The 24,421-nt window shown below is 52.0% G+C and carries 20 protein-coding genes and 1 pseudogene; 8 read left to right on the forward strand and 13 right to left on the reverse strand.

Annotated elements, in window-relative coordinates; genetic code table 11:
- Positions 1-89 precede the first annotated feature (89 nt).
- The 3 genes from OOJ59_RS09480 to mdtM all read left to right on the forward strand — a co-directional run bounded on the left by OOJ59_RS09480 (position 90) and on the right by mdtM (position 3,171).
- Positions 90-905, forward strand: coding sequence for an AraC family transcriptional regulator (locus tag OOJ59_RS09480; RefSeq protein WP_038636922.1), 816 nt, complete (start codon positions 90-92; stop codon positions 903-905).
- A gap of 48 nt (positions 906-953) precedes the next feature.
- A complete protein-coding gene (locus OOJ59_RS09485) occupies positions 954-1,604 on the forward strand; it encodes a LysE family translocator (RefSeq protein ID WP_085048372.1) in 651 nt (216 codons plus the stop codon).
- Between the two features lie 325 nt (positions 1,605-1,929).
- Entirely contained in the window at positions 1,930-3,171 is a 1,242-nt protein-coding gene (gene mdtM / locus OOJ59_RS09490; protein WP_038636916.1) for a multidrug efflux MFS transporter MdtM, read from the forward strand.
- Positions 3,172-3,255: 84 nt separating this feature from the next.
- Here mdtM and OOJ59_RS09495 read toward each other — a convergent pair whose 3' ends face one another.
- The 3 genes from OOJ59_RS09495 to OOJ59_RS09505 form a co-directional block, all read right to left on the reverse strand.
- Complete coding sequence (locus OOJ59_RS09495; protein WP_038636914.1) at positions 3,256-3,816, reverse strand: YagU family protein; 561 nt, start codon at positions 3,814-3,816, stop codon at positions 3,256-3,258.
- 239 nt (positions 3,817-4,055) lie between these two features.
- On the reverse strand, positions 4,056-5,246 hold the full coding sequence (gene metC / locus OOJ59_RS09500) for a cystathionine beta-lyase (RefSeq protein ID WP_038636913.1): 1,191 nt from the start codon (positions 5,244-5,246) through the stop codon (positions 4,056-4,058).
- A 31-nt stretch (positions 5,247-5,277) separates the two neighbouring features.
- Entirely contained in the window at positions 5,278-6,510 is a 1,233-nt protein-coding gene (locus OOJ59_RS09505) for a dicarboxylate/amino acid:cation symporter (protein ID WP_038636908.1), read from the reverse strand.
- 219 nt (positions 6,511-6,729) lie between these two features.
- On the opposite strand from OOJ59_RS09505, the gene OOJ59_RS09510 reads away from it, so the two are divergent.
- From OOJ59_RS09510 to OOJ59_RS09520, 3 genes and pseudogenes are all read left to right on the forward strand, one after another.
- Positions 6,730-7,656, forward strand: coding sequence for a LysR family transcriptional regulator (locus tag OOJ59_RS09510; protein ID WP_069324129.1), 927 nt, complete (start codon positions 6,730-6,732; stop codon positions 7,654-7,656).
- Positions 7,657-7,731: 75 nt separating this feature from the next.
- Positions 7,732-9,012: a DUF445 domain-containing protein gene (locus tag OOJ59_RS09515; RefSeq protein WP_160955847.1), complete on the forward strand. Its 1,281-nt coding sequence runs from the start codon at positions 7,732-7,734 to the stop codon at positions 9,010-9,012.
- Positions 9,008-9,166: pseudogene (locus OOJ59_RS09520) on the forward strand (MFS transporter); the annotation flags it as partial. The gene OOJ59_RS09515 and the pseudogene OOJ59_RS09520, both read left to right, overlap by 5 nt.
- A 325-nt stretch (positions 9,167-9,491) precedes the next feature.
- On the opposite strand, the gene OOJ59_RS09525 reads toward OOJ59_RS09520, so the two are convergent.
- The 5 genes from OOJ59_RS09525 to uxuA form a co-directional block, all read right to left on the reverse strand.
- Positions 9,492-10,499: a porin gene (locus OOJ59_RS09525; RefSeq protein ID WP_069324131.1), complete on the reverse strand. Its 1,008-nt coding sequence runs from the start codon at positions 10,497-10,499 to the stop codon at positions 9,492-9,494.
- Between the two features lie 188 nt (positions 10,500-10,687).
- Positions 10,688-10,900, reverse strand: a complete 213-nt coding sequence (locus OOJ59_RS09530) for a hypothetical protein (RefSeq protein ID WP_370602398.1) — start codon at positions 10,898-10,900, stop codon at positions 10,688-10,690.
- 627 nt (positions 10,901-11,527) lie between these two features.
- The gene (gene uxuR, locus OOJ59_RS09535; protein ID WP_160955318.1) at positions 11,528-12,301 is read right to left on the reverse strand and encodes a Uxu operon transcriptional regulator; all 774 of its coding nucleotides are present in this window, start codon (positions 12,299-12,301) and stop codon (positions 11,528-11,530) included.
- A gap of 133 nt (positions 12,302-12,434) precedes the next feature.
- On the reverse strand, positions 12,435-13,910 hold the full coding sequence (locus OOJ59_RS09540) for a fructuronate reductase (RefSeq protein ID WP_160955317.1): 1,476 nt from the start codon (positions 13,908-13,910) through the stop codon (positions 12,435-12,437).
- A gap of 80 nt (positions 13,911-13,990) precedes the next feature.
- Complete coding sequence (gene uxuA, locus OOJ59_RS09545) at positions 13,991-15,175, reverse strand: mannonate dehydratase (protein WP_085048378.1); 1,185 nt, start codon at positions 15,173-15,175, stop codon at positions 13,991-13,993.
- Between the two features lie 261 nt (positions 15,176-15,436).
- Between uxuA and gntP the strand changes: the two genes are divergently transcribed.
- A complete protein-coding gene (gntP, locus tag OOJ59_RS09550) occupies positions 15,437-16,780 on the forward strand; it encodes a gluconate permease GntP (RefSeq protein ID WP_038636883.1) in 1,344 nt (447 codons plus the stop codon).
- A 49-nt stretch (positions 16,781-16,829) separates the two neighbouring features.
- Here the strand turns inward: gntP and OOJ59_RS09555 are convergent, their stop codons facing one another.
- From OOJ59_RS09555 to OOJ59_RS09565, 3 genes are read right to left on the reverse strand one after another with little or no spacing between them, the layout of a single operon-like run.
- Positions 16,830-17,525, reverse strand: coding sequence for a LutC/YkgG family protein (locus OOJ59_RS09555; protein WP_087857437.1), 696 nt, complete (start codon positions 17,523-17,525; stop codon positions 16,830-16,832).
- Positions 17,518-18,945, reverse strand: coding sequence for a LutB/LldF family L-lactate oxidation iron-sulfur protein (locus OOJ59_RS09560; RefSeq protein ID WP_038636879.1), 1,428 nt, complete (start codon positions 18,943-18,945; stop codon positions 17,518-17,520). The genes OOJ59_RS09555 and OOJ59_RS09560 overlap by 8 nt, the downstream gene beginning before the upstream one ends.
- 10 nt (positions 18,946-18,955) lie before the next feature.
- Positions 18,956-19,675: a (Fe-S)-binding protein gene (locus OOJ59_RS09565; protein WP_160955316.1), complete on the reverse strand. Its 720-nt coding sequence runs from the start codon at positions 19,673-19,675 to the stop codon at positions 18,956-18,958.
- Between the two features lie 580 nt (positions 19,676-20,255).
- Here OOJ59_RS09565 and OOJ59_RS09570 point away from each other — a divergent pair.
- Positions 20,256-21,809 carry an L-lactate permease gene (locus OOJ59_RS09570; protein ID WP_160955315.1) on the forward strand — a complete coding sequence of 518 codons (1,554 nt, stop codon included), beginning with the start codon at positions 20,256-20,258 and terminating at the stop codon, positions 21,807-21,809.
- A 423-nt stretch (positions 21,810-22,232) separates the two neighbouring features.
- Here the strand turns inward: OOJ59_RS09570 and pdxY are convergent, their stop codons facing one another.
- Positions 22,233-23,090, reverse strand: a complete 858-nt coding sequence (pdxY, locus tag OOJ59_RS09575; protein WP_137346797.1) for a pyridoxal kinase PdxY — start codon at positions 23,088-23,090, stop codon at positions 22,233-22,235.
- Between the two features lie 11 nt (positions 23,091-23,101).
- Positions 23,102-24,367, reverse strand: coding sequence for an aromatic amino acid transporter (locus OOJ59_RS09580; RefSeq protein WP_038636871.1), 1,266 nt, complete (start codon positions 24,365-24,367; stop codon positions 23,102-23,104).
- Between the last annotated feature and the right edge of the window lie 54 nt (positions 24,368-24,421).

Below are 24,421 nucleotides of genomic sequence, written 5' to 3' on the forward strand. Positions count from 1 at the left end.
ACGCAGAATCACGACCTCAATATACATTCCCGCTTTTTCATCGCACGCCCTGTGCTATAACAAATCATCACTTTCATGGAGGGCGAGATGTGACGCATACCCGGGATATTCCACAATCGTTCTGGCGTGACGCGCAGTTGCCGTGGCTGGAACTGCGCAGCACCTGGCGTAGTCATCAAGCCTATAAACGTCATCATCATTCTCAGCTCTCGGTTGGAGCGATTCTTGAAGGTGAGACGTGCTGCCAGTGTGATGGCAAAGAATACCTCCTGAGCTCAGGCGACCTCATTGTGATCCCATCGCTGGCACCTCACAGCTGTAACCCTGTGAATGGGCGGTTTCGCAGTTACCATATGCTCTATCTTGATGCCCGATGGTGTCTGGCCCATCTGCCTGCGCTGAGCAGCAATCAGCAGCTTTACCCACGCACTCCCGTTATCCGCGATCCGCAATTATTCCAGCGCTATTTGCGCCTCGTGGCGCTCATGCAGCGGCAACAAACGACACAGATAACCGATGCCGCGCAGGCACTGCTGCGCTCGCTGCCGTTGCAATCGGTAAAAGCGGAAAACCTTAGCGCTGCCAGCGCGTATCTGCGTGAACGGTTGCAGTCCTGTTTGTTTGCGCCCCCCTCGCTGGACGATCTGGCTTATGAATGCCACATGCGTAAAGAGACGCTGATCCGTAACTTTAAGCAGGACACCGGCCTGACGCCGGGGAGTTATCTGAATATCCTGAGAGTTAACTATGCCCGCCAGCGGCTGCGGGCCGGGGACGAAATTGCGGATGTTGGCTACCAGAGCGGGTTTGCCGACCAGAGCCATTTCCATCGCACTTTTGTGCGCTACACCGCGGCTACACCGCGTCAGTATGCATTAGGACGATCAATATCAGACAATAATTAGCGCGGCATTAGGCGTAGGGTGAACTCGGATTCCTTCTCTGAGGTCACTATGTCACTGCTTGCTGAACTTTTTCCGTCTGCGTTTCCCGCGCTGGCGCTGGCGCATTTTGTCGCACTCCTTAGCCCGGGTCCGGACTTCTTTTTACTGGTGGGCTATGCCGTACGTTACCGGATGCGCGGCAGCGCCGGGCTGTGCGTGGGGATCGCCATCGGCAACGGGCTGTATATCCTGCTGGCGATTATCGGTTGGGGGATCCTGCGTCAGCTTCCTCTGCTGTTTACAGTTATTGAGCTATTGGGCGCACTCTATTTATTGTGGATTGGCAGCCTGCTGATACGCAGCCGCCCACAAACACTGACCGGAGCAGACGCCCAGTCGACCTGTCCAGGGTTTGGCAAACAGCTGCTGCTGGGGTTAGCTTCGTCACTACTCAACCCTAAAAATGCGTTGTTTTATCTGGCGCTAATGACCGCCCTGCTCGGCCCGTCGGTGACGTTGCTGCAACAAAGCATGAGCGGGATATGGATGACCAGCGTGGTGCTGTTCTGGGATCTGCTGATCGTCATGTTCATCGGTTTACCGCAGATCCAGCGACGCTTAACCAGAGGGATATTGTGGGTAGAGCGTATCGCCGGTGGCGTACTGATCATCTTCGGTTGTGCCATCGCGCTGCGTTTTTTGCAAAACATCTTACTCTGATAAACGTGGCGATTTTCTGCAAATAAACCGGATAAACTCGTTTAATTAATATCCAATCCACATTACACTGCAAATGGTTGCTACCCGTTCAACTTACTCTTCTTGAGGTGCGATGTGCTGATTGTTACCTGTAATCGTTACGCTTTCTGACCCTGCGTTAGTGAGCGTTTCTCCTGTTTGCGCTTCACGCCGACAGCGTTTTTGATTACATGAAATTCAGTACATTTGCAGTCTGCTTTTATTCTGTCATCGGCCTGACGTCTTAAAGACGGTATTGAATTTCGTTATTCCCGTTGAGGGTTTTCTCCCGACAAGGAGCTGTTTTATGCAACGGATTCTCGCGTTTTTCTCCCAACGCGCTACGACGCTATTTTTTCCTATTGCGTTGATTTTGTATGATTTCGCCGCCTATCTGTCGACGGACTTGATCCAGCCCGGCATCATTAATGTCGTACGCGATTTCAACGCCGATGTCAGTCTGGCGCCCGCAGCGGTCAGTCTCTATCTGGCTGGTGGTATGGCGCTGCAATGGTTGTTAGGACCGCTTTCCGATCGGATTGGCCGCCGTCCGGTACTGATTGCGGGAGCGCTAATTTTTACGCTCGCCTGCGCTGCCACATTGTTCACCACCTCGATGACGCAATTTCTGGTCGCCCGTTTTGTGCAGGGCACCAGCATCTGTTTTATCGCCACCGTCGGCTATGTCACGGTGCAGGAGGCATTTGGGCAAACAAAGGCTATTAAGCTGATGGCGGTAATCACCTCCATTGTGCTGGTGGCGCCGGTTATCGGCCCGCTTTCCGGAGCCGCGCTGATGCATTTTGTACACTGGAAGATCTTGTTTGCCATTATCGCCGTCATGGGGCTTATCGCACTCATTGGACTCACGTTAGCAATGCCAGAAACCGTCCAGCGTGGCGCGGTGCCGTTCAGTGCGCGCAGCGTCTTACGTGATTTTCGCGACGTTTTCCGCAACCGGGTGTTCCTGTTTGGCGCAGCCACGCTGTCGTTGAGCTATATCCCGATGATGAGTTGGGTGGCAGTCTCACCGGTGATCCTCATTGATGCTGGCGGCATGACCACATCCCAGTTTGCCTGGGCGCAGGCGCCGGTGTTTGGCGCGGTGATCGTCGCCAATATGGTGGTCGTCCGCTTCGTGAAGGATCCGACCCGGCCACGCTTTATCTGGCGAGCGGTTCCCATTCAGTTGAGCGGGCTGGCGGTATTGATTGCTGGCAATTTACTGTGGCCGCACGTGTGGTTGTGGTCAGTACTGGGGACCAGCCTGTATGCGTTTGGCATTGGAATGATCTTCCCAACGTTATTCCGCTTTACACTATTTTCCAACAACTTACCGAAGGGTACGGTTTCGGCGTCGTTGAATATGGTGATCCTGACGGTGATGGCGGTTTCTGTCGAAATTGGGCGTTGGTTATGGTTCAACGGCGGCAGGATTTCGTTTCATCTGCTGGCGGTGGTGGCAGGTATTGCCGTCGTGTTCACGCTGGCAGGCTTACTGAAGCGCGTACGTCAGCATGAGGCAACCGCATTAGCCGCAGAGAGTTAACCTTCTACGAACTGCCCCCATTCGTGAACACTGATATTGTGTTTAGCGGTCGGGGGCAATCCATCATAGTGCATCTACTTTTAATCATCTGACGAGAGATAACGGAACTTCCGCATCGGGTTCATGCGTGATCCGATTACGCAGGTCGCGGCGAATCATTTCAATGACCCAAAACCAGAAAATATGCCCAATAATTTCCGACACATATTCATCAAATGGCAGCTGAGACAAGGGCGGCGAAAGATGTAGTGCGGGAATGAAGATGCCATGAACTGCCACCGTCACGATTAAACCTGCCAGTACCCCCTGCCAAAGTTTAACTTTTGGAAAAATTTCAGCTGCAACGCAATACCCGACTGCAAACACTAATGAAAATATGATGTGCGTAACCATAACCGGATTAATCACATGTTCAGAAAAGGTATAGACCGTTTGCGTGGGATCAATCCCCAAATAGTCTCTGAGAAAAAGGTACGGAGGATTAAACTCATTTCTTCCCAGAGAAAATGTCCTGGGTGGAAGTGGAACTTCGGCCCCCCACTTAACAAATGCAGAAAGTACGCCAGACACGATGCCGACTAACACGGCAACGCCATAATGGCGGCGTTCAGTTGGTGTCCTCGTGAATAAATCTTTCAGCTTCATAACTCATCATCCCCTCTGTGCCAGTAACCCTAAAAATCAGTAACTATGCTATCCAGGAGTGATGATAAAAATTGTGATTAAGATTATCTTTGATAAAAAATGATCTAAAATGACTAATTATGAGTTAATTTGATTGTAAATATAACGTCACCGCGTATGTCATGCAGGCGTTTTATCCGGCCTACTGGCTTACGTAGGCCGGATAAGGATCAACGCCATCCGGCAGCGAGTCTGTCACCTCACGCGATGCGCGCAAACCCCGCTTCCAGATCGGCAATCAGATCGTCAACATCTTCCAGACCAATATGCACCCTGACCAGCGTGCCGCTGAAATCAACCTCTCCGGCCGGGCGAATGCTGTTCAGCTCTTCCGGTTGATTCGCCAGAATGAGTGACTCAAAACCGCCCCAAGAATAGGCCATATGGAACAGCGAGAAATTATCGAGGAAATTCGCCATCTGCTCGTCGGTCAGTCTCTTTTTCAGCACAAACGAGAACAGGCCTGAGCTTCCGGCAAAGTCACGTTGAAAATACTCGTGTCCCGGACATTCCGCTAATGCAGGATGATTCACCCGCGCCACTTCCGGCCTTGCCGACAGCCAGCGAGCAATGTGAATACTGCTCTCCTGATGCTGCTTCAGACGTACCGCCAGCGTACGTAATCCGCGGCTACCGTTGTAGGCTGTGTCGGCATCCAGCGTTTGCCCCATCAGATAGGAGTTCTCTCGCAAACGGTCCCAGCAGCGGGCGTTAGACACCGCCGTTCCCAGCATGCCATCCGAATGGCCTATGGTGTACTTGGTTCCTGCCTGAATGGAAATATCCACCCCGAAATCCAGTGCTTTGAAGAGAACACCCGCTGCCCAGGTATTGTCGATCATAATGACAATCTCCGGATTCACCGCGCGGATAGCCTTCACCATTCCCGGTACATCCTGGACTTCCATCGTGATAGAACTTGGTGATTCGAGGAACACCACCTTCGTTTCCGGACGCAGAAGATCAACGATCCCAGCCCCAATCAACGGATCGTAATACGTTGTTTCCACGTTAAATTTACTCAGGATCTTATTGCAAAAATCCTGAGTTGGCTCGTAGGCTGCGCCCGTCATCAAAATATGATCGCCGCTTTGGACGAACGCCAGAATCGCATTGGTCACCGCTGCTGCTCCACACGGATACAGCGCGCAGCCGACACCGCCTTCCAGCTCACTCATGGCTTTCTGAAAGGCAAAATGCGTATAGGTTCCGCGACGACCGTAAAACAGTTCGCCGTTAGCACGGTTGGCGGTGGCAAATTTCTTATCCTTCACGGTATCGAACACCAGCGAAGAGGCGCGTTGGATCACCGGATTCACCGCTCCCTGGGTATAGCGTTTGTCGCGACCAGCAACGACCAGATGCGTTTCAAGCTTCATAGCGTCTTTCATAACTTCTCCTGTTCTTAATCCGTGTGAAAACCTATACCACCGCAGCAGTAGAGTTTATTTCAGTGTTGGTCTGCTTTTTTCCAGCGAACCGTTCGACAATCTGTGCCGCATTCAAATCATGGATGACGTTAATCAATGTAGCTGGCGCATCGGTAATGGTGCCCAGTACCACCAGCATCGGGATCGCTTCCATCGGCAGACCCAACGTGGTGACGATAAAGATCTCGCCAAGGAACGCCCCACCGGGTACGCCGCCGACGATAATGGCGGAGAGCACCGCAATCAGCATCGTCAGGAAGAAGGTTTCGGTGGTGAACTCCATACCCAGCACGGAATAGATAAAGACAATTTTCAGTGCGGCTATCATCGCCACGCCGCCTTTATTCAGGTTCACCAGCAGCGGAATGGAGACATCAACGATTTCCGGGTTGATCCCCATCGCTTTACCGGCGCGCAGCGTCACCGGGAGCGTACCCAGCGAAGAACAGGTCCCCAGCGCGGTTGCAGAGGGTTCAATCGCGTTACGCCAAAAGGCTTTCACCGCCGGAATACCGCCGCCAATGTACGAATAGAGAATAGAGCCAAAAACAAAGTAGACCAGCGTAGCAACCATAAACAGGCCAATGGCGCGGGCAAAGGTTAGCAGCAGAGCAGAGTCCTGGCTGGCCATGGTGGCGGCGAAGTAGCAGCCCAGACCAATCGGCGCAACCTTCATGATGATTGAGACGATCTTCATGATCACCGTGTTGGCATCTTCCAGCAGTGAGGCAATGCGTTTCCCAGCCTGATCCGATTGGCCAATCGCCACACCCGCAATGATCGCCATCACGATCAGCGCCAGGATATTGGACTTAGAAAACAGTCCAATAAAGTCGCTGGTGGTAATCATGCTCACAAAATCCATCTTGCCGCTGCCCGCCTGCACGGACTGCGAGAGATCGATAGTGACGCCCTGCGCCGGGTTATACCAGAGCGCCAGCGCGACGATCCCGGCCGCCGGAATAAAGGCCATCGCGATCGAAACAATAAAGATAATCGCCATAATGCGTCCCAGCCTTTTCAGGTCGGTCATACTGGCGATCGAAGACATAACGCTGATCCCCACCAGCGGCACAATAATCATAAATAACAGGTTTAAGAATATCTGACCTATTGGCTGGAGTTTACCTGCTAACGATGGGGCATAAATACCTAATAAGCCGCCAATCACCAGAGCAACTAATAAAATAATCGACGATCTGTAGGGTTCGAGTCGTGACCACATAATCGGTACCTTTAGAATAATAATTAATGAGATTAAATTCACAATGTGATGAGTTGCCGTTGCGCCTCCTGTTATTTTGTGACGTAACTCACCTAAGTTGTTATTTTTTCATTTTGCCAGTAAGTTGTTTCCTGTGATTCAATAGTTGCATGTTTAAAAGCCGAATGTAACGGCCTATTCGTACCGTTTTTGCAAATCACTTGTGAATTAAAGGAAACTATGAGTACGCCGATTTCACTCAAGCATCTGGAATTTTTTACGAAAATCGTCGATTGCGGGGGGCTGTCAGAAGCCGCGGCGCAGCTCAATGTCTCGCCGTCTGCGGTCAGTAAAAGCCTGGCCGCGATGGAAGACACGCTGGGGACGACGTTAATTAAACGCACCACCCGCAGTATTACCCTGACCGACGCCGGGCAATATCTCTTCAACCGCGCTAATAAGCTTTTGAAAGAATTCGATGAAACGCTGAATACCACTTCCGGTTATTACCACAGTCCACAGGGTGAATTACGTATAACCTGCTCAATTGCGTTTGGTTATTCCCGACTGGTGAACCTGGTGGATAAATATCGCGCTCAGTTCCCGGATGTGAATTTATATATCGATCTCAACGATAACTTCGTGAATCTGAACGAAACGGATTTCGACATCGCTCTGCGCATTTCTACCGCGCCGCCGCAGAACTATGCCATGCGCAAGTTGGTGCCTGTACGCTGGGCGTACTGCGCCTCACCCGGCTACCTTGCCAAAAAAGGCATGCCCCAGCGCCGCAGCGATCTGGTCAACCATGATTGCCTGGTGTATCCGGGTCTCACGCCAGTGCTGAAAGTGGCTGATGAACAGGATCGTCTGCATCAGCTCAAACTGCATATGCCGATCCAGGCCAATAGCAGTCTGGTATTGCTGAAGTCGGTACTGGAAGATCAGGGCGTGGCGTATTTGCCGACCTACCTGATTGGCGACCATATTCAAAAAGAAGAGATAACGCCGCTGATGCTCGACGGCACCATCACCTGCGAAACTCACGCCCTGTACGCGCTGTACTTTCCCAGCAAGTACAGCAATCCGAAGGTGCGATCGTTTATCGATTTTCTGGTAGCGGAACTCGGTCCCTTACCTGCCTGGGACAACTGGATCCCGGAGTAAGATCTGGTCGCCTAAAAACGAGGGCCGCACCACATTTTTTGCACGATCCTGTCGTCTGGCTCTATTCTTAAGCCTATGAATAAAATTGCTGAACTCAAACGCGCCAAACGACTGGCGCTCTCATTGCTGCTGATTGCCGCCGCCACTTTCGTTATCACGCTGTTTCTGCCGCCTAACTTCTGGGTGCTCGGAATCAAAGCGATCGCTGAAGCGGCGATGGTCGGCGCACTGGCGGACTGGTTTGCCGTGGTGGCGCTTTTTCGCCGGGTGCCGATCCCTTTTATCTCGCAACATACGGCGATTATCCCGCGCAATAAGGATCGGATCGGGGAAAATCTCGGTCAGTTTGTGCAGGAAAAATTTCTCGACACTCAGTCCCTGGTCGCGCTGATCCGCCGCCATGAACCGGCGCTGTTGATCGGGAACTGGTTCAGCCAGCCGGAAAACGCCCGACGTATCGGCCAGCACCTGCTGCAAATTATGAGCGGTTTTCTCGAACTGACCGACGACGCCCGCATTCAGCGGCTGATCAAGCGGGCAGTGCACAAGGCCATCGATAAAATTGATCTCTCTGAAACCAGCGCATTGATGCTGGAAAGCATGACCAAAAACAATCGCCATCAGGTGCTGCTCGACACGCTGATCGCCCAACTGATCTCTCTGTTACAACGCGATAGCTCGCGGGCATTTATCGCCCGGCAGATCGTGCACTGGCTGGAGACCGAACATCCGCTGAAAGCGAAGATCCTGCCGACCGAATGGCTGGGCGAGCACAGCGCCGAACTGGTTTCTGACGCCGTAAATTCTTTGCTGGATGACATCAGCCACGATCGCGCCCATCAGATCCGCCGCGCCTTCGATCGCGCGACGTTTAAGCTCATCGATAAGCTCAAACACGATCCGGAAATGGCCGTGCGAGCGGAAAGCCTCAAAAGCTATCTGAAAGAAGACGAAGCCTTCAACCGTTATCTCGGCGAGCTGTGGGCAGACCTGCGTCAGTGGCTGAAAACCGATATCAACGCCGATGATTCTCGCGTGAAGCAGCGCATTGCCAATGCCGGGCAGTGGTTCGGTGAAACGCTGGTTGCCGACAGCGCCCTGCGCGCTTCATTGAATGGGCATCTGGAGCAGGCCGCGCATAAGGTTGCGCCGGAGTTCGCCGCCTTCCTGACGCGCCACATTAGCGACACGGTGAAAAGCTGGGATGCGCGCGATATGTCACAGCAAATTGAGCTAAACATTGGCAAAGATTTGCAGTTTATTCGCGTCAACGGCACGCTGGTCGGCGGTTCTATTGGGCTGCTGTTATATCTGCTGTCGCAAATTCCTTCCCTGCTGACGCTGGCGAATCTTTAAGGGGACCACCTCGCTGGTGGTGCCCCTCGCCCGTCAACTTAGCGTGCCGCGCAATATTAATCTGCTGGGAAGCGGCGCTCAGGCCATCATTAACGCCACGCTGCGTGGTGCCGTTGTGTTGGTTATTGCTGCGATTATCAGCCTCACGCAATGATATAAACAGCGATTCGCTAACCCTAAAAGGGTATAAATTCATTACCAGGTCTATTCAAACCAGTCCGTTATTTAATGTCAACATTTAATAAATGCATAAATAACCAACAATATACTCATCAGGAAATTTATAAACTCACTTTAAAATGCGTAAAAATGGACATGTTAATTCAACATCAACACCATCTTCAGAAAACACATATATTCTGGTTTAAAAAAATCACGCGTATTAATAATCCTGATCGGTTTAATTTGCTCCTTTAAAAGCAGGCAGATGTAAAAAAGGCGTCTTACAAAAGACGCCTTTTACATATTATCACAACAAATTAGAACTGATAGGTCAGACCCGCAACAACCTGGTTGTCGCCGTCAGCGCCATCAAGCAGGTTAATTTTATAACCTACATCAGCAACCATATTTTTGTTGAAGTAGTAGTCCGTACCCAGCGCCACATATTCGGTCAGGTCATTATTATTGTTGTCACGCGTATGGACATAAGCCACGTTCGGACGCAGACCAAAATCAAACACATACGCAGCCATCGCTTCAAAGTGCTCAGCTTTGTCCGCATCCTGAATCAGGTTGTGGGACTCACCATACATCGTCGCTACGTAGATGGCGTTAGCATCATACTTCAGGCCAGCACCCCAGAACTCTGCGTTTTCGCCATCCCAACCATTCTGTTTCTGCTGAGCAGTCACAGAACTGGTGGTGTAGGCCGCAATCGCAGACACGCCGGAATCGGCGATATTATCGTAGCCCAGGGAGAAGCCGTAGCCATTGCCATGCTGTTTCGTTGGATCCTTATCGGTATCATCCTGACCCTGATATTGCGCGCCAAGGCTCAGGCCATCAACGGCACCAAACAGATTTTTGGTGCGGAGTGTTGCAACGCCAGAAGTGCGTGTAGTAAGGAAGCGGTCAGTATTTTCATAGGAGTCACCGCCGAACTCTGAAAGAGTGTCAGTGTAAGCTCCCACGTCGTAAGCGATACCGTAGTTACGACCGTAGTCAAAGCTAACGTCATGGCCATAATCCAGACCAGCAAACGCCAGACGTGTATTAACACCATTCTGAGAACCTTCTGCTTTAGCGGCATCAAACTGACTTTCAAACTGACCATAGCCAGTCAGTTGATCGTTGATTTGAGTCTCACCGCGAAAACCCAGACGTGCGTAGGTGCCGTCAGCATCGGTGCCGTCAGTCCAGGAGTGGACCGCTTTTACTTTGCCGTACAAATCAAGTTTGTTGCCATCTTTATTATAAATTTCCGCTGCATGAGCGGAAGTGATGCCTAATGCCATCACTGCTAATACCACTGCTGACTTTTTCATATTTTTACTCACTTTTAATTGTGAATTTTGCTATCAACTTTGTTATGAAGGCAGAAAGTCCTCATAAAAAAGCCCCCTGAATACCAAGGGGAGAAATCAAAAACACACCAATAAAGGCAATAATGAAGTGGCAATAAATAATTCACTACTCAGATTTCATTCAAAATCCGGAATAAGGTCAGCCAGGTTTACTCTTGATTCTCGCCCTGGTTAATAGAGCGATGTAGCATTAACGCCTCAGCGATAATATCTTGTTTACTTTTTCGCGTTTCAAATGCCAGCGTTCGGACATATTCCCACAGAGAATTATCAACACGGGCACTTAAAAGAACCATATCTTTAGATCGGGTACCCCTGGCTTTTCGGATATCGGGATAATCTCGAGAAGGCATCGTCATCATCTCCTGAACGCAATAAGACGCTTATGGCGATGAAATATGCAGTCAGTGTAAAAACATGTCAACGGTAAAAAATATTCACAATCGTAATAAAACTGTTAATAAAGCGAGGTAAAATGGAACGATATTTCAAGTGAAAGATAACTTGTTTATAGAATAATGTGTAATTTTAACTTTACATATATTCATTTTTATTCATTTGATTAAAAACGCATGAAGCATTGACACGAATTATTACACTCAATCAAAACATCATTACAGCCAATAAGTTACATACCGTTATTAATGTCTACTTTTATGCGAACTGCTTGTTTTTATGTACTGTTATGCAAAGCGGTTCTACCCAAACCACTGCCGGAATCACTTTGATTCTCACTTAATGCTGACCTGTTTTGTCTAAAAATAAGCACGAAAAGGTAAAAATAAGGTAAATAACCCATTTTTTCGCATGCAAAATTAAGTTGTTTTTAATTGATATAAATCAATTTACGCCGTGTAAAGACGGCGAAAAAATCCCGGCTGAGGCGCCAGACAAAATTTTTATGTCCAATTCAGCACGATAAAAGGGGAATAATCACGAGGGAAAGTACCACACGGACCGAAGCTGTCCGTGTGGCTGAAGAAGCGAAATTAGGCGTTAACTTTATCCAGCGGCCAGGACTCGAACAGATAGCCATCAAAGTCGATATCATCGACATTTGAAAATTCCAACAGCCGTTGTTTGACGTTTTCCAGATGCTGCCACATTGCCAGCTTCGCCGCGCGGGCGTCCTTTTTAATTAACGCCGCCAGGATCTGCTTGTGGTCGACCATCCACTCTTTACGGTAATGAGTATCATCGAGGTGGCTATGAAGCTGGATCCACATCGGGTTGTTCTCACGCCACTGCCATGACTGGCGAAATAACTCCACCAGCATGCTGTTATGCGTGGCTTCAGCAATCGCCAGATGAAACTGCATGTCACCGCTTTCTGATCCATTCGGTTCGCTGGAGGCCAGCTCACGCTCTTCCAGTTGCAACGCCTGACGCATTTTGACGATGTCTTCGCGAGTGGCCTGCAGCGCGGCAAATTCAGCGATGTTGCTTTCCAGCAACTGGCGCGCCTGCAGCAGTTCAAACGGACCGGCATCGTTGCAGTGATTTACATCCGTACTGTCGATACTCTGCGCATCCGTATTGTCGAGCACGTAGATTCCGGCGCCACGACGCACGTCCACCAGTCCTTTAATTTCCAGCATGATTAATGCTTCGCGCACCACCGTACGAGTGACATTAAGCATTTCAGCAATTTCACGCTCCGGCGGCAAACGCTCACCGGGCTGGTACGGCGTCTGGACAATCAGATCGCGGATCATGGCACCCACTTCCTGGTAGGGTCTTTGTTGAGAAGTGTTCGATTTCATCGTGTTATGTCCGTCAGAAGCGTGTAATCAGATACGGTGAATAGGTATCGAACTATAGCATTTGCGGCAAGTCAAAAACAGAAAACGGGTCAACCAAATCAGTATTTTGATTGACCCGTCATAGTTCGGGGAATTAAGCGTCAGCGCTTAGCGCGGCAACACACTCACGCGCGCCCAGCTCGCACAGTTGTTGATACATGGCGATAACCGTCTCAACAAAGTCGGCGTTTTCCGCTAAATCATGGCCAAAAATCCCGCTCAGCCCCAGCAGCGCCGTCACACGTTCAGCCCCCTGGTACTGTTGGTTAATACGCTGGAATTCAGCCAGCATTGGGTCAACAACATCAATGGCCTGCCCCTGCTCATCCACGCCGTGGGTATAACGCATCCAGCCCGCGACGCCAAGCGCCAGGTGACGCCAGTCGCTGCCGTTTTGCAGGTGCAGACGCACCGGATCCAGCAGGCGCTGCGGCAGTTTCTGGCTGCCATCCATCGCAATTTGCCAGGTGCGGTGGCGCAGAGACGGGTTGCTAAAACGTTCGATCAGCAGCGTCGCATAGGCGTTGAGATCGGTGCCTTCCGGCATAGCCAGCGTCGGCGCCTGTTCCTGCATCATCAGCGCAAACGCCGCTTTGCGATACGCGGGATTGGTCATGGTATCGGCGATAGTTTCATACCCGCCAAGATAGCCCAGATACGCGAGGAAAGAGTGGCTGCCGTTAAGCATGCGCAATTTCATCATTTCAAACGGCACTACATCGGCAACGAACTGCGCGCCGACTTTATCCCAGTCCGGGCGACCGTTGACGAAGTTGTCTTCAATCACCCACTGACGGAACGGCTCACAGGCGATAGCACATGGATCGTAAACGCCCAACTGGTCGGCAATTTCCTGCAACGTTTCTGGCGTCGCTGCCGGAACAATGCGGTCTACCATGGTGCATGGGAAGGTGGCGTTAGCTGCAATCCACTCCGCTAACTGCGGTTCGCGCGCCTGCGCCAGGCCCAGCACCGCGACTTTCGCCACATGACCATTTTCACGCACGTTATCGCAAGACATCACGGTAAAGGCCGCCAGCCCCTGCTCGCGACGCAGATGCAACGCCTGTACGATGTACCCAATCGCCGATTTCGGCGCGGTCGGGTTCGCCAGATCGTGCTTAATCAGTGGGTTATTGAGATCTAACTGGCCGCTGGCAGCGTCGGTGCAGTACCCTTTTTCCGTGACCGTCAGCGAGACAATCGCCGTCTGCGGGCGCGCCATGGCCTGTAAAATACCGTCGCAACCGTCAAGATCCGGGTGCAGCGCTTCTTTCATCGAGCCAATCACTTTCAGCACGGTGTTGTCCGCGCCCTTTTCCGCCACGGTATACAGCAGTTGCTGCTTGCGCAGATTTTCAATCAGTACGCAGTCGTTACCCGGCATCAGGTTAACTTCACAGATACCCCAGTCGCTGTCGGTGGTTTCTAAGAGATGGTGGGTGTACAGCGCCTGATGTGCGCGGTGAAAAGCCCCGCATCCCAGGTGAACAATACGGGATTGCAGGCGAGAACTGTCCCACGCCGGACGCGCAACCGGCAGGTTGCTACTGGCAATTGTCGTTGTCATCGTGAACTCCAGAAGCCGTTGGAATACCAACGGAAGAGAAAAGGAAAAAGCCGGCCAGACAGGTGACCGGCAAATCTGCTTTAACGGCTGAAGAAAGCGCGCTGGATAGCCATTTCAACTCCACGCACTTCCGCCAGCCCTTTCAGGCGACCAATCGCGGAGTAACCGGGGTTGGTTTTCTTTTTCAGATCGTCAAGCATCTGATGACCGTGATCCGGTCGCATGGGGATCAGATCCTCTTTGCCCTCAGCTTTACGACGTTGCTCTTCTTCGACGATCGCTTTCACCACTTCGTACATGTCAACGTCGCCGTTAAGATGCGCCGCTTCATGGAAGGTTTTCGGGTTATCTTCACGCAGCGTGGAGCGCAGATGGGTGAAGTAAATGCGCGGACCAAACTGTTTGATCATGTCAACCAGGTCGTTGTCCGCACGAACGCCGTAGGAGCCGGTGCACATGGTAAAACCGTTCGCCATGCTGCTGACCGTATCCACCATCCACTGCATATCTTCCACGGTGGAAACAATACGCGGCAGGCCGAGGATCGGGCGCGGCGGATCGTCCGGGTGTACCGCCATACGCACACCAGCTTCTTCTGCCACCGGAATGATCGCTTTCAGGAAGACGGCAAAATTCTCGCGCAGCGCGGCTTTATCGATATCTTTGTAACGCTCAAGATGCTGACGGAACTGATCGAGGGTATAGCCTTCTTCCGCGCCCGGCAGACCGGCGATGATATTGCGGGTCAAACGCGCTTTGTCTTCATCGCTCATGGTTGCGAAGCGTTCACTGGCCTGAGCAATCTCTTCGGCGGTGTAGTCTGCTTCCGCGCCCGGACGTTTGAGGATATGCAGCTCAAAGGCGGCAAATTCAATCTGGTCAAAACGCAACGCTTTGGAGCCGTCCGGCAGGACGTATTCCAGATCGGTACGGGTCCAGTCGAGAACCGGCATAAAGTTGTAGCACACGGTACGAATACCGCACTGGGCCAGGTTACGCAGGCTCTGCTGGTAATTGGCGATCCACTGCTGATAGTTGCCAGAACGGGTTTTAATGTCTTCGTGGATCGGCACGCTTTCGACGACCGACCAGACCAGGCCCGCCTGCTCAATAATCGCTTTGCGCTTTAGGATCTCATCAACCGTCCACACTTCCCCGTTCGGGATATGGTGCAAAGCGGTGACAACGCCCGTGGCACCCGCCTGACGCACATCCGCTAAGGTGACCGGATCGTTAGGGCCATACCAGCGCCATGTCTGTTCCATGTTTTGTTCCTCGTTTACATTATGGACTCGACGATATGGCGCATAAATTCCTCCTTTTGGTATTACATGTCAACCTAAACAGCAAAATTGGTTAACCAAATCACAATGAAAGCCGTTTTGATCCTATATTCGGCGCAAAAATACACGGTAAATATGTAAACATGTAACGCAATGTGACATCTATCGCATCAATGGTTAACCAATATATGTAACATCTCAACCAAAATCATAATGGTTCAACCAAAAGAAGGTAGACGTTTTATGCACGTTCTCAATATTCTGTGGGTCGTATTCGGCATCGGTCTGATGCTGGTACTTAATCTAAGATTCAAAATAAACTCGATGGTCGCCCTGCTGCTGGCGGCGCTCTCGGTCGGCATGCTGGCGGGTATGGATTTAATGGAGCTGCTGCACACCATGAAATCCGGTTTCGGCAGTACGCTGGGAGAGCTGGCGATTATCGTGGTATTTGGGGCGGTCATCGGTAAGCTGATGGTTGATTCCGGGGCGGCGCATCAGATTGCCCATACGCTCCTGGCGCGCCTCGGCCTGCGCTATGTGCAGTTGTCGGTGATCATTATTGGTCTGATCTTCGGCCTGGCGATGTTCTATGAAGTAGCGTTTATTATGCTGGCGCCGCTGGTGATCGTTATTGCTGCGGAAGCGAAGATCCCGTTCCTCAAGCTGGCGATCCCCGCCGTTGCCGCCGCCACCACCGCGCACTCCCTGTTCCCGCCGCAGCCTGGCCCGGTGGCGCTGGTTAATGCCTACGGCGCTGACATGGGCATGGTCTACATCTACGGTATTCTGGTAACCATTCCGAGCGTAATCTGCGCCGGACTTATCCTGCCGAAATTCCTCGGCAACCTCGATCGTCCGACGCCGTCATTCATGAAAGCCGACGTCCCGGTTGACCAGAACAATCTGCCGTCATTCGGCGTGTCTATTCTGGTGCCGCTGATCCCGGCGATCATCATGATCTCCACCACCATCGCCAACATCTGGCTGGTAAAAGGGACACAAGCATGGGAAGTGGTCAACTTCCTCGGCTCTTCACCGATTGCGATGTTCATCGCCATGATTGTTGCCTTCGTGCTGTTTGGTACCGCGCGTGGTCATGATATGCAATGGGTCATGAACGCCTTTGAAAACGCGGTGAAAAGTATCGCGATGGTGATCCTGATCATCGGCGCGGGCGGCGTACTGAAGCAGACCATCATCGATACCGGCATTGGCGATACCATCGGTATGTTGATGTCGCACGGCAATATTTCCCCGTACATCATGGCGTGGTTGATAACCGTATTAATTCGTCTGGCAACCGGTCAGGGCGTGGTCTCAGCCATGACGGCGGCGGGAATTATCAGCGCAGCCATCCTCGACCCGGCAACCGGTCAACTGGTGGGCGTCGATCCGGCGTTACTGGTGCTGGCAACGGCGGCAGGCTCCAACACCCTGACCCACATCAACGATGCCTCGTTCTGGCTGTTCAAAGGCTACTTTGACCTGTCGGTGAAGGATACGCTGAAAACCTGGGGTCTGCTGGAACTGGTAAACTCCGTGGTGGGTTTGATAATCGTGTTGATCATCAGCATGATTGCATAAAGTCTGTCCCGCTCTGGCCAGTAGCGCCAGAGCGGTTTTCCATCCTGTCTTAGCAATCCTCAATAATCAGATACACTGCCTTCACCGGGCCATGCACCCCAACCACCTTGATAAGCTCAATATCCGCCGTCGAACTGGGTCCACTGATAATGTTAATGCACGACGGCATCCGCTCACCGGCCTGCGCTTTCTGATGCAGTTTTTCCGCCAGCTGCGCTACGCGCGGCAGGATGGTGCTTTTACGCAGCACGAAAATCGACGACTCCGGCAACAGGCTCAGGGAACGCCCGCGCTCCGGCGCGGAAAACAGCACCACACCGCCGGACTCGGTCAGGCCATACTCGGCATAGACCACGCCGACTTTCGCCTGCTCGGCCTGGGTAATATTTTCGCTACCGCGCGCCGGGTCCCAGACCACAGCGTTGCATGCCTGCTGTAAGCGTTCGGTAATGCCCAGTTCCACCAGCCGACTGTCGCCGCTCAGTACCACCGGTTGTGGCCCCAGTTCCTCACACAGGCGGAGCGCCGCGTCTGCGGCCTGATCCTCGCGGGTCAGTTCGCAGCGGGCCAGCATCACCTCGCTGGCAAACTGGATAAACGCCTCGCAGCGCTGCCCGGGGCTCAGTTCGGTCAGGCGCTCGTTGGCATAGTTGTTAACCGGCGCGGCATCCGCGTGCGGTTCGAAACGCAGCGGGCGACCCAACGCCTGGGCGACGGTGTTTAAAAATGCGGTACGGTTATCCATTTTTTTTCTCCTGCGCCTGATGTTTCTTAAACCAACTGCGGAAACTCTCGCCGTCAGCATCAGGCAGATCGCGCGCCTCCATCCAGTCTCCAATCGCGCCAACCTTAAGCGGCGTTTTACCGCCATTGATAAACCAGCTCGCCGCGTGGGCCCCGGCCATCATGCCGACCTTCCACAGCCCTGGATGGCTGTTAGCATAAGCGAACATTTTGATCGCCCGTCGCTCGGCTTTCGGGGTAATGCCCTCCTCGGCCATCACCCGGCGATGCCGCAGGATCAGTTTTGACAGCGGGATCCGCACCGGACAGACGCTGTCACAGGCCGTGCACAGTGAACAGGCATACGGCAGGTCTTTAAAATCTTTATAGCCGCCGAGCAGCGGAGAGATCACTGCGCCGATGGGACCTGGATAGATGGAGCCATAGCCATGCCCGCCGATATGACGATACGCCGGACAGGTGTTCATACAGGCTCCGCAGCGGATGCAGCGCAGCACATCACGAAACGCTGAGCCCAGCACCTGCGAGCGCCCGTTATCGACAATCACCAGATGAAATTCTTCCGGTCCGTCAACGTTATCCGCCTCACGCGGGCCGGTCAGCCAGGTGTTGTAGCCCGTCAGGCGTGCGCCCACGGCGCTGCGCGCCAGCATAGTGATCAGCACATCCACATCGGCAAACGTCGGGGCGATACGCTCCATACCCATCACCGCAATGTGCGTTTTCGGCAGCGTGGTGCACATGCGCGCGTTGCCTTCGTTGGTCACCAGACACACCGAGCCGGTTTCCGCCACGGCAAAGTTGCAGCCGGTAATGCCGATTTCGGCACTCAGGAAATCTTCGCGGATCTTCTGGCGAATGAATAAGGTCATGGCTTCCGGCGTTTCCGGGCCGTCGTAACCCAGACGTTCGTTCAGCACACGGCGAATCTGATAGCGATCTTTATGAATGGCCGGGACCACGACGTGCGAAGGCGGATCCTGATCCAGTTGCAGGATGTATTCGCCGAGATCGGTTTCGATCACCTGAATTCCGGCATCCTGCAGCACATGATTGACGCCGATCTCTTCGGTCACCATCGACTTGGACTTCACCACCTTCTTCGCATTTTTATTCTGTGCGACCTGCAGAATGTAGCGGGTAGCCTCTTCTTTGGTTTTGGCGAAATAGACGTGCCCGCCGTTTTGCGTCACTTTCTCGGAGAGTTGATACAGGTAAGCGTCGAGATTGCTCAGAACGTGATCGCGGATCTGGCTGGCACGATCGCGCCAGTCTTCCCAGTGGCCTAACTCCTCGACCATTTTCTGTCGATTCGCGCCGATACGCTCCTGCGCATTGGCCACGGCTTTGCGCATGATTGGGTCTTCAATCTGCTGACGAATGCGCAGTTTAAATTCTACATCGCTGGTTTTTATCGACATTTCTTTCCCCTCAGCGGCTCATCAGCACTTCAGCAATATGCATCACTTTGACCGGCTGACCTTCCCGTTGCAGTCGACCGCCAATGTTCAGCAGGCAGCTGACATCTGCGCCAATCAAGTATTCCGGCTTCGCATCCATCAGATGGAAAACTTTCTCTTTCACCATCTCGCCGGATATTTCAGCCATTTTGACCGAGAATGTTCCGCCAAAGCCGCAGCAGGTGTCCTGATCGGCAAACGTCAGCAGCTCCAATCCGCGCACGTTTTTCAGCAGTGTGAGCGGCTCTTCCTTCACACCCAGCTTGCGGGTCAGGCTACAGGAGGGGTGATATACGGCGCGGCCATGCAGACTGGCGCCGACATCCACCACGCTCAGTTTGTTGACGATAAAGGAAGTGAGATCCTGCATACGCGCGGCAACGTTCTCAGCACGGATCGCCCACTCAGGTTCATCGGCCAGATAGGTCGGGTAGCTTTTTACCGCATAGGTGCAGGAGCCTGCCGGAGAGATAATCGGATCGTCGTTGTCTTCCAGCGCAGCGATCAGGTTTTTCATCCCGGGGATCGCTTCTTTGATGTAACCGCTGTTGATGGCTGGCTGACCGCAACACCCTTGCTTCTCGGGGAAATTCACGCGACAACCCAGTTTTTCCAGCAGCAATACGGAGTCTCGTGCCATCCGTGATTTCAGTGCGTCACCAATGCAGGTAACAAAGAAATTTACATTCACAATAACCACTCCATTGCTTCATTTCTGTTTATTGCGCTTGATATTGCTATATCAAGCAAAGGTTCAATCGTGATTCACACCCAGTTTTTCGGTTTGCTCGTTTTACTAATGCCTGGGTTCATAATGTTGCTCAGATCGTTTTCCTTTGATGGCGACTCTCCGTCTCTTATATCAGGACAATCGCAAATGTCTGTATTTTCATTTGTATGACAAAACAAAATAATCCCCTAATCGACTCGAACATGCAATACCCAGGTTTATTTATTTCGGCATCGCTCACATTTTTATATTTAAAACCACAGCATTATTAACACCTTAAAAATAGTTTCAGGAGATAACTATTCTCGTCACCACCATTATCAAACATGTTGTTAAATAACTATTTATAGGTATTTCGCTTACTCTTAAGTATATTTATTCGGTATTAAATTTTAATTAAAAGATTACAATAGTTACAAAACCAAAAATCATAATTACTTTATCCACTGAAGCGATTCAGTTTACAGCTTTTATTAATCCAGCAATGTAGCCTCCCCGCCATAAATATAAATCAGGTTTAATAAACCAATCGGGAATAGCAATGAACGAATATTTTATGTTTGCCCTGGCACTCTCTCCGTTACTACTGATGGTATTTTTAATATTAAAACTAAAAATGGCCATCCATTATTCCGTGCTAATCTCTTTAGTTTTCACCGCCGCGTTATCAGCACTATTCTGGGAAATGCCCGTACAGAATCTGAAAGCCGCAATAGGCTATGGCGCACTGAAGGGATTATGGCCGATCGTGATAGTGATCCTCGGCGCTATCTTCAGTTATAACGTCATGCAGGCGACCAAAGCGCTGGATATTCTGCGCGATATTCTCGCCAGCATTAGCGAAGATAAGCGTATTCAGGTGCTGCTGATTTCATGGTGCTTTGGCGGATTCCTTGAAGCTGCGGCGGGTTATGGTACGGCGGTCGCCATTCCAATCGGCATTCTTATTGCACTCGGATTCAACCCGCTGAAGGCGGCGATCGCCTCTCTGGTTGCAAATACCGTTCCCACCGCATTCGGCGCGGTCGGGATCCCGGTTTCTATTCTGGCGGAACAGGTTAATCTGCCGGTTTATGCCTTAGGCGGAACTATTATTCTGCAACTGGCGCTGTTTAATATCCTGCTGCCGTTTGTCATTGTCTGCATAATTGGCGGCGGCCTGAAAGCCATTCGCGGCGTATTTCTGATCACGCTGATGTGCGGCATCACCACGCTGGTTCCGCAATATTTTGTCGCTATCCATCTTGGCGCGGAATTGCCTGCCTTTGCCGGGAGCCTGGTCAGCCTGTTTGCCGTCGCGATAGTCAGCCGCCTGCGCAAAGGAAAAACCGATCCCGAATGGCGCATTGAGGTCAGCCATACCCGCGAAACCACGCCGCGCTCGGCAAAAGTGTTGTTCCGCGTGGGCTCTATCTATCTGTTTATTTTTGTCTTTATCCTGCTGTGTTCACCGCTGTTCCCGACGATAAAAGCCGCGGCGTCCCAACTGGCCTCGGTACTGCATTTCACGCTCGCCGACGGCAAAACCCTGGCGCTGAAAGTGGAATGGGTGACCACGCCGGGGATGCTGATCATCTTTGCGACCATTATCGGCGGTTTTATTCAGGGGGCTTCGGCACGTGGGATGCTGGAAGTGTTTATCAAAACCATTTTCCAGCTTAAAAATTCCATTGTGGCGATTATGGCGATCGTCGCGCTGGCCACGGTGATGGATCTCAGCGGAATTATTTCCACGCTGGCCCAGTCGATTGTCGATCTGACCGGCAGCTCATACGTCTTCCTCGCCCCGGTGATTGGCGCGCTGGGCACGTTTGTGACCGGCAGCGATACCAACTCGAACATTCTGTTCGGTAAGCTGCAAACTATTGCCGCCAGTAAGCTGCATATCGATCCTAACTGGCTGGCGGCGGCCAATACCTCCGGCGCAACGGGCGGAAAAATGATTTCGCCGCAGAGCATCGCCATCGCAGTTTCAGCCACCAAAATGGACGGTCAGGCCAACCAGATAATGTCTGGCACCATGAAATACTGCTGCGCCTACATTGTGATCCTCGGCCTGAAAGTTGGTCTCTTTTATTACTGGTTTATGGCGTAACCCGTTGTCAACCCCGCCAAATTCGCGGCAATCGTATTTGACGACGCGGTGACCATAAAGGTTTACACCGCCCCGGGATCGGAACGAGGTGACAGGCTTTACGATTTGTCGGCGCTGACTAAAATAGCGCCGATGTTTCAAATCGAGGATTGTTGTTATGTTGTTCTGGAAAAAGATGGTGAAGAAGTTCGACGCCTTTTCTGCGTTGATCCCACCACGCTACTTCCGCGTGTAATGTCTGCGTTTCACGCTCATTTGTCGGCCGGATAAGGCGCAAGCGCCGCATCCGGCAACTGGCCCCCTTTCACTTGCGCAGCCCGCACGCTCTTAACACCCTGACCCACAGACGAAGCCACGCAAAACGGTAGACCAGCGGATGCTGAAATCGTAGTAATGTCAGAAACATAGAGCCTCCTTGCGGCGCTACAGTACCGTTGCCTGATAGCGAATCTGCGGCTCCATTATCTGGTGACGCGCGTCTATCAGCCGCAGTTCATACGAGTCGCGCTCTTTCGTTAGTCGCATCACCGCGTCAACAACACTGGTGGTCCGCTCCAGCGCCAGCTTGTCATCATAACCATTGAGCAGTGAGGCCAGCATCACGCTGCAAATCAGATCCCCAACGCCCACCGGCATTTTGGCAAAGCTATACAGCGGCCGGGCGATGTGTAACGTCTGTTCCGCCGTCACCAGCAGCATTTCAAACGCCTGTTTGTCACGCGAGCAGTCGCCGAGATGCTTCACCAGTACCTTCTTCACTCCCCATGCCACCAGCTGCTGCGCCGCTTCCACCACCTCGTCAAAACTACGCAGTTGTCTGCCCGTCAGCACGCCCAGCTCATAGAGATTCGGCCCCATTATGTCGGCCAGTTGAATGGCATCATCGACAAAAAAGGACTCCACGCCCTGCGCGACAATGCAGCCTTTTTGCGGGTCGCCCATTACTGGATCGCAAAAATAGAGCGCCTGCGGATTACGCTGGTGAATGGTGGTGACCGCGTGCTTGACCTCTTCGCAATGGCGTTTATCTCCAAGATACCCTGACAATACGGCATCACATTGCGCCAGCTTTTGCAGGTCATCCAGCCCGCTGATGATGGCGCTCAACTCGCCGTGCGGCATCGCCATGCCCTGCCACATCCCGTACTGGGTGTGGTTGGAAAACTGCACGGTGTAAAACGGCCAGACATCGATCCCCGAAAGCTGCATCGGCAACACGGCGGCTTTATTTCCGGCATAGCCATAAACGACTGACGACTGAACAGACAACACATTTTTCATTTTGACTCCGTCTAACGAAACGTTGGCAGCAGACCAAATACGTCCAGAACAACCGTCAGATAAACAATCGCCCCACAGACAATCACCAGATTGAGCACGGTGTTATTACACGGCGCGGTATAGCTGGCGGTCGGAAAACGTTTCCGCGCAGCTTTCACCAGGAACGGCGGCAGGATCACGCTCCAGATGGTAAAGGCCAGACCGGCGTAACCAATCGCGTGCACAAAACCGTTCGGGAAGAAGAAGCACACGGCGGCTGGCGGGAAGTAAGTCACCAGCGCGGTTTTCAGGCGGCCCATGCCGTCATCCGGGAAATGAAACAGATCGGCGATATAATCAAACAGGCCAAGCGTCGCTGCCAGCAGGGAACTGGCTACCGCGAAGTTGCCGAAGAAGGTCAGGATCAGATCCATATAACGGCTGGTGAACAGCCCACTGATGGCCTCGACAAACACGTCGATATTGCCGCCTTTGGCGATAATTGGCGGGAACGAGGAACGGCTAATGTTGCCCATCGTAACGGCTAACCAGAAGATATACAGCAACAGGGCAAACAGCGTGCCGATGATAATAGAGCGCGTAATATTCGAAATCCCGCTCGTGCCATACAGCTTGACCAGGCTCGGCACGTTACCGTGAAAACCAAATGAGATAATGCAGAACGGCAGCGTCATCAGGATATACGGCAGATACTGCGAATTGGGCAGCGCCACCGCCACGCTGTCGACGAGTTTTGCCACTTCGATATGGCCCACCAGTCCGGAGAAGGTGGCAAAGAACGCCACAAATTTACCGATAATCAGCACGGTAGTGATGCGTCCAACCAGCAAGGAACTGTACCAGGCAATTGCCCCAACCAGCATACTGACGATAATCACCGAGATATTTGCCGGAAAACGTACGCCGCTGTATTTGAATACGGTTTGCGCCATCACCGCCGATGAACCGGAGATATAGGCATAGGTCAGAATATACAGCACAAAGCCGAAAGCGATACCCACCACAATATTCCACTTACGCCCTAATAAATCCTGGGTAAAGGTATTAAAACTGGCACCAGCGCCATAATGCAGGTTAACTTCAACCAGCATCAGACCGGTTAATAACATCATGATGGCAATAAAGAGAAGAATAACCGACGCACCGGGGAACCATACGCCAGCCATCGCAATCGGCAGGGAAAACATTCCGCCACCCACTACGGTCGCGATAACCAACATGGTTCCGCTAATCAGTCCGGGGGTACTACTCTGTCGCTCAATGGCATTAATATCCATGATAAATGTTCCTGTAGACTATTCGTTATAATTACAGCTGTCATTTGTACATCA

This window comes from Citrobacter sp. W9, assembly GCF_026719375.1.
Lineage (GTDB): Bacteria > Pseudomonadota > Gammaproteobacteria > Enterobacterales > Enterobacteriaceae > Citrobacter > Citrobacter werkmanii.

Excerpts from the sequence above, each read along its gene's own strand:
- OOJ59_RS09485 (WP_085048372.1), top strand. The coding sequence starts at position 954 with ATGTCACTGCTTGCTGAACTTTTTCCGTCTGCGTTTCCCGCGCTGGCG.
- mdtM (WP_038636916.1), top strand. The coding sequence starts at position 1,930 with ATGCAACGGATTCTCGCGTTTTTCTCCCAACGCGCTACGACGCTATTT.
- OOJ59_RS09495 (WP_038636914.1), bottom strand. The coding sequence starts at position 3,816 with ATGAAGCTGAAAGATTTATTCACGAGGACACCAACTGAACGCCGCCAT.
- metC (WP_038636913.1), bottom strand. The coding sequence starts at position 5,246 with ATGAAAGACGCTATGAAGCTTGAAACGCATCTGGTCGTTGCTGGTCGC.
- OOJ59_RS09505 (WP_038636908.1), bottom strand. The coding sequence starts at position 6,510 with ATGTGGTCACGACTCGAACCCTACAGATCGTCGATTATTTTATTAGTT.
- OOJ59_RS09510 (WP_069324129.1), top strand. The coding sequence starts at position 6,730 with ATGAGTACGCCGATTTCACTCAAGCATCTGGAATTTTTTACGAAAATC.
- OOJ59_RS09515 (WP_160955847.1), top strand. The coding sequence starts at position 7,732 with ATGAATAAAATTGCTGAACTCAAACGCGCCAAACGACTGGCGCTCTCA.
- OOJ59_RS09525 (WP_069324131.1), bottom strand. The coding sequence starts at position 10,499 with ATGAAAAAGTCAGCAGTGGTATTAGCAGTGATGGCATTAGGCATCACT.
- OOJ59_RS09530 (WP_370602398.1), bottom strand. The coding sequence starts at position 10,900 with ATGATGACGATGCCTTCTCGAGATTATCCCGATATCCGAAAAGCCAGG.
- uxuR (WP_160955318.1), bottom strand. The coding sequence starts at position 12,301 with ATGAAATCGAACACTTCTCAACAAAGACCCTACCAGGAAGTGGGTGCC.
- OOJ59_RS09540 (WP_160955317.1), bottom strand. The coding sequence starts at position 13,910 with ATGACAACGACAATTGCCAGTAGCAACCTGCCGGTTGCGCGTCCGGCG.
- uxuA (WP_085048378.1), bottom strand. The coding sequence starts at position 15,175 with ATGGAACAGACATGGCGCTGGTATGGCCCTAACGATCCGGTCACCTTA.
- gntP (WP_038636883.1), top strand. The coding sequence starts at position 15,437 with ATGCACGTTCTCAATATTCTGTGGGTCGTATTCGGCATCGGTCTGATG.
- OOJ59_RS09555 (WP_087857437.1), bottom strand. The coding sequence starts at position 17,525 with ATGGATAACCGTACCGCATTTTTAAACACCGTCGCCCAGGCGTTGGGT.
- OOJ59_RS09560 (WP_038636879.1), bottom strand. The coding sequence starts at position 18,945 with ATGTCGATAAAAACCAGCGATGTAGAATTTAAACTGCGCATTCGTCAG.
- OOJ59_RS09570 (WP_160955315.1), top strand. The coding sequence starts at position 20,256 with ATGAACGAATATTTTATGTTTGCCCTGGCACTCTCTCCGTTACTACTG.
- pdxY (WP_137346797.1), bottom strand. The coding sequence starts at position 23,090 with ATGAAAAATGTGTTGTCTGTTCAGTCGTCAGTCGTTTATGGCTATGCC.
- OOJ59_RS09580 (WP_038636871.1), bottom strand. The coding sequence starts at position 24,367 with ATGGATATTAATGCCATTGAGCGACAGAGTAGTACCCCCGGACTGATT.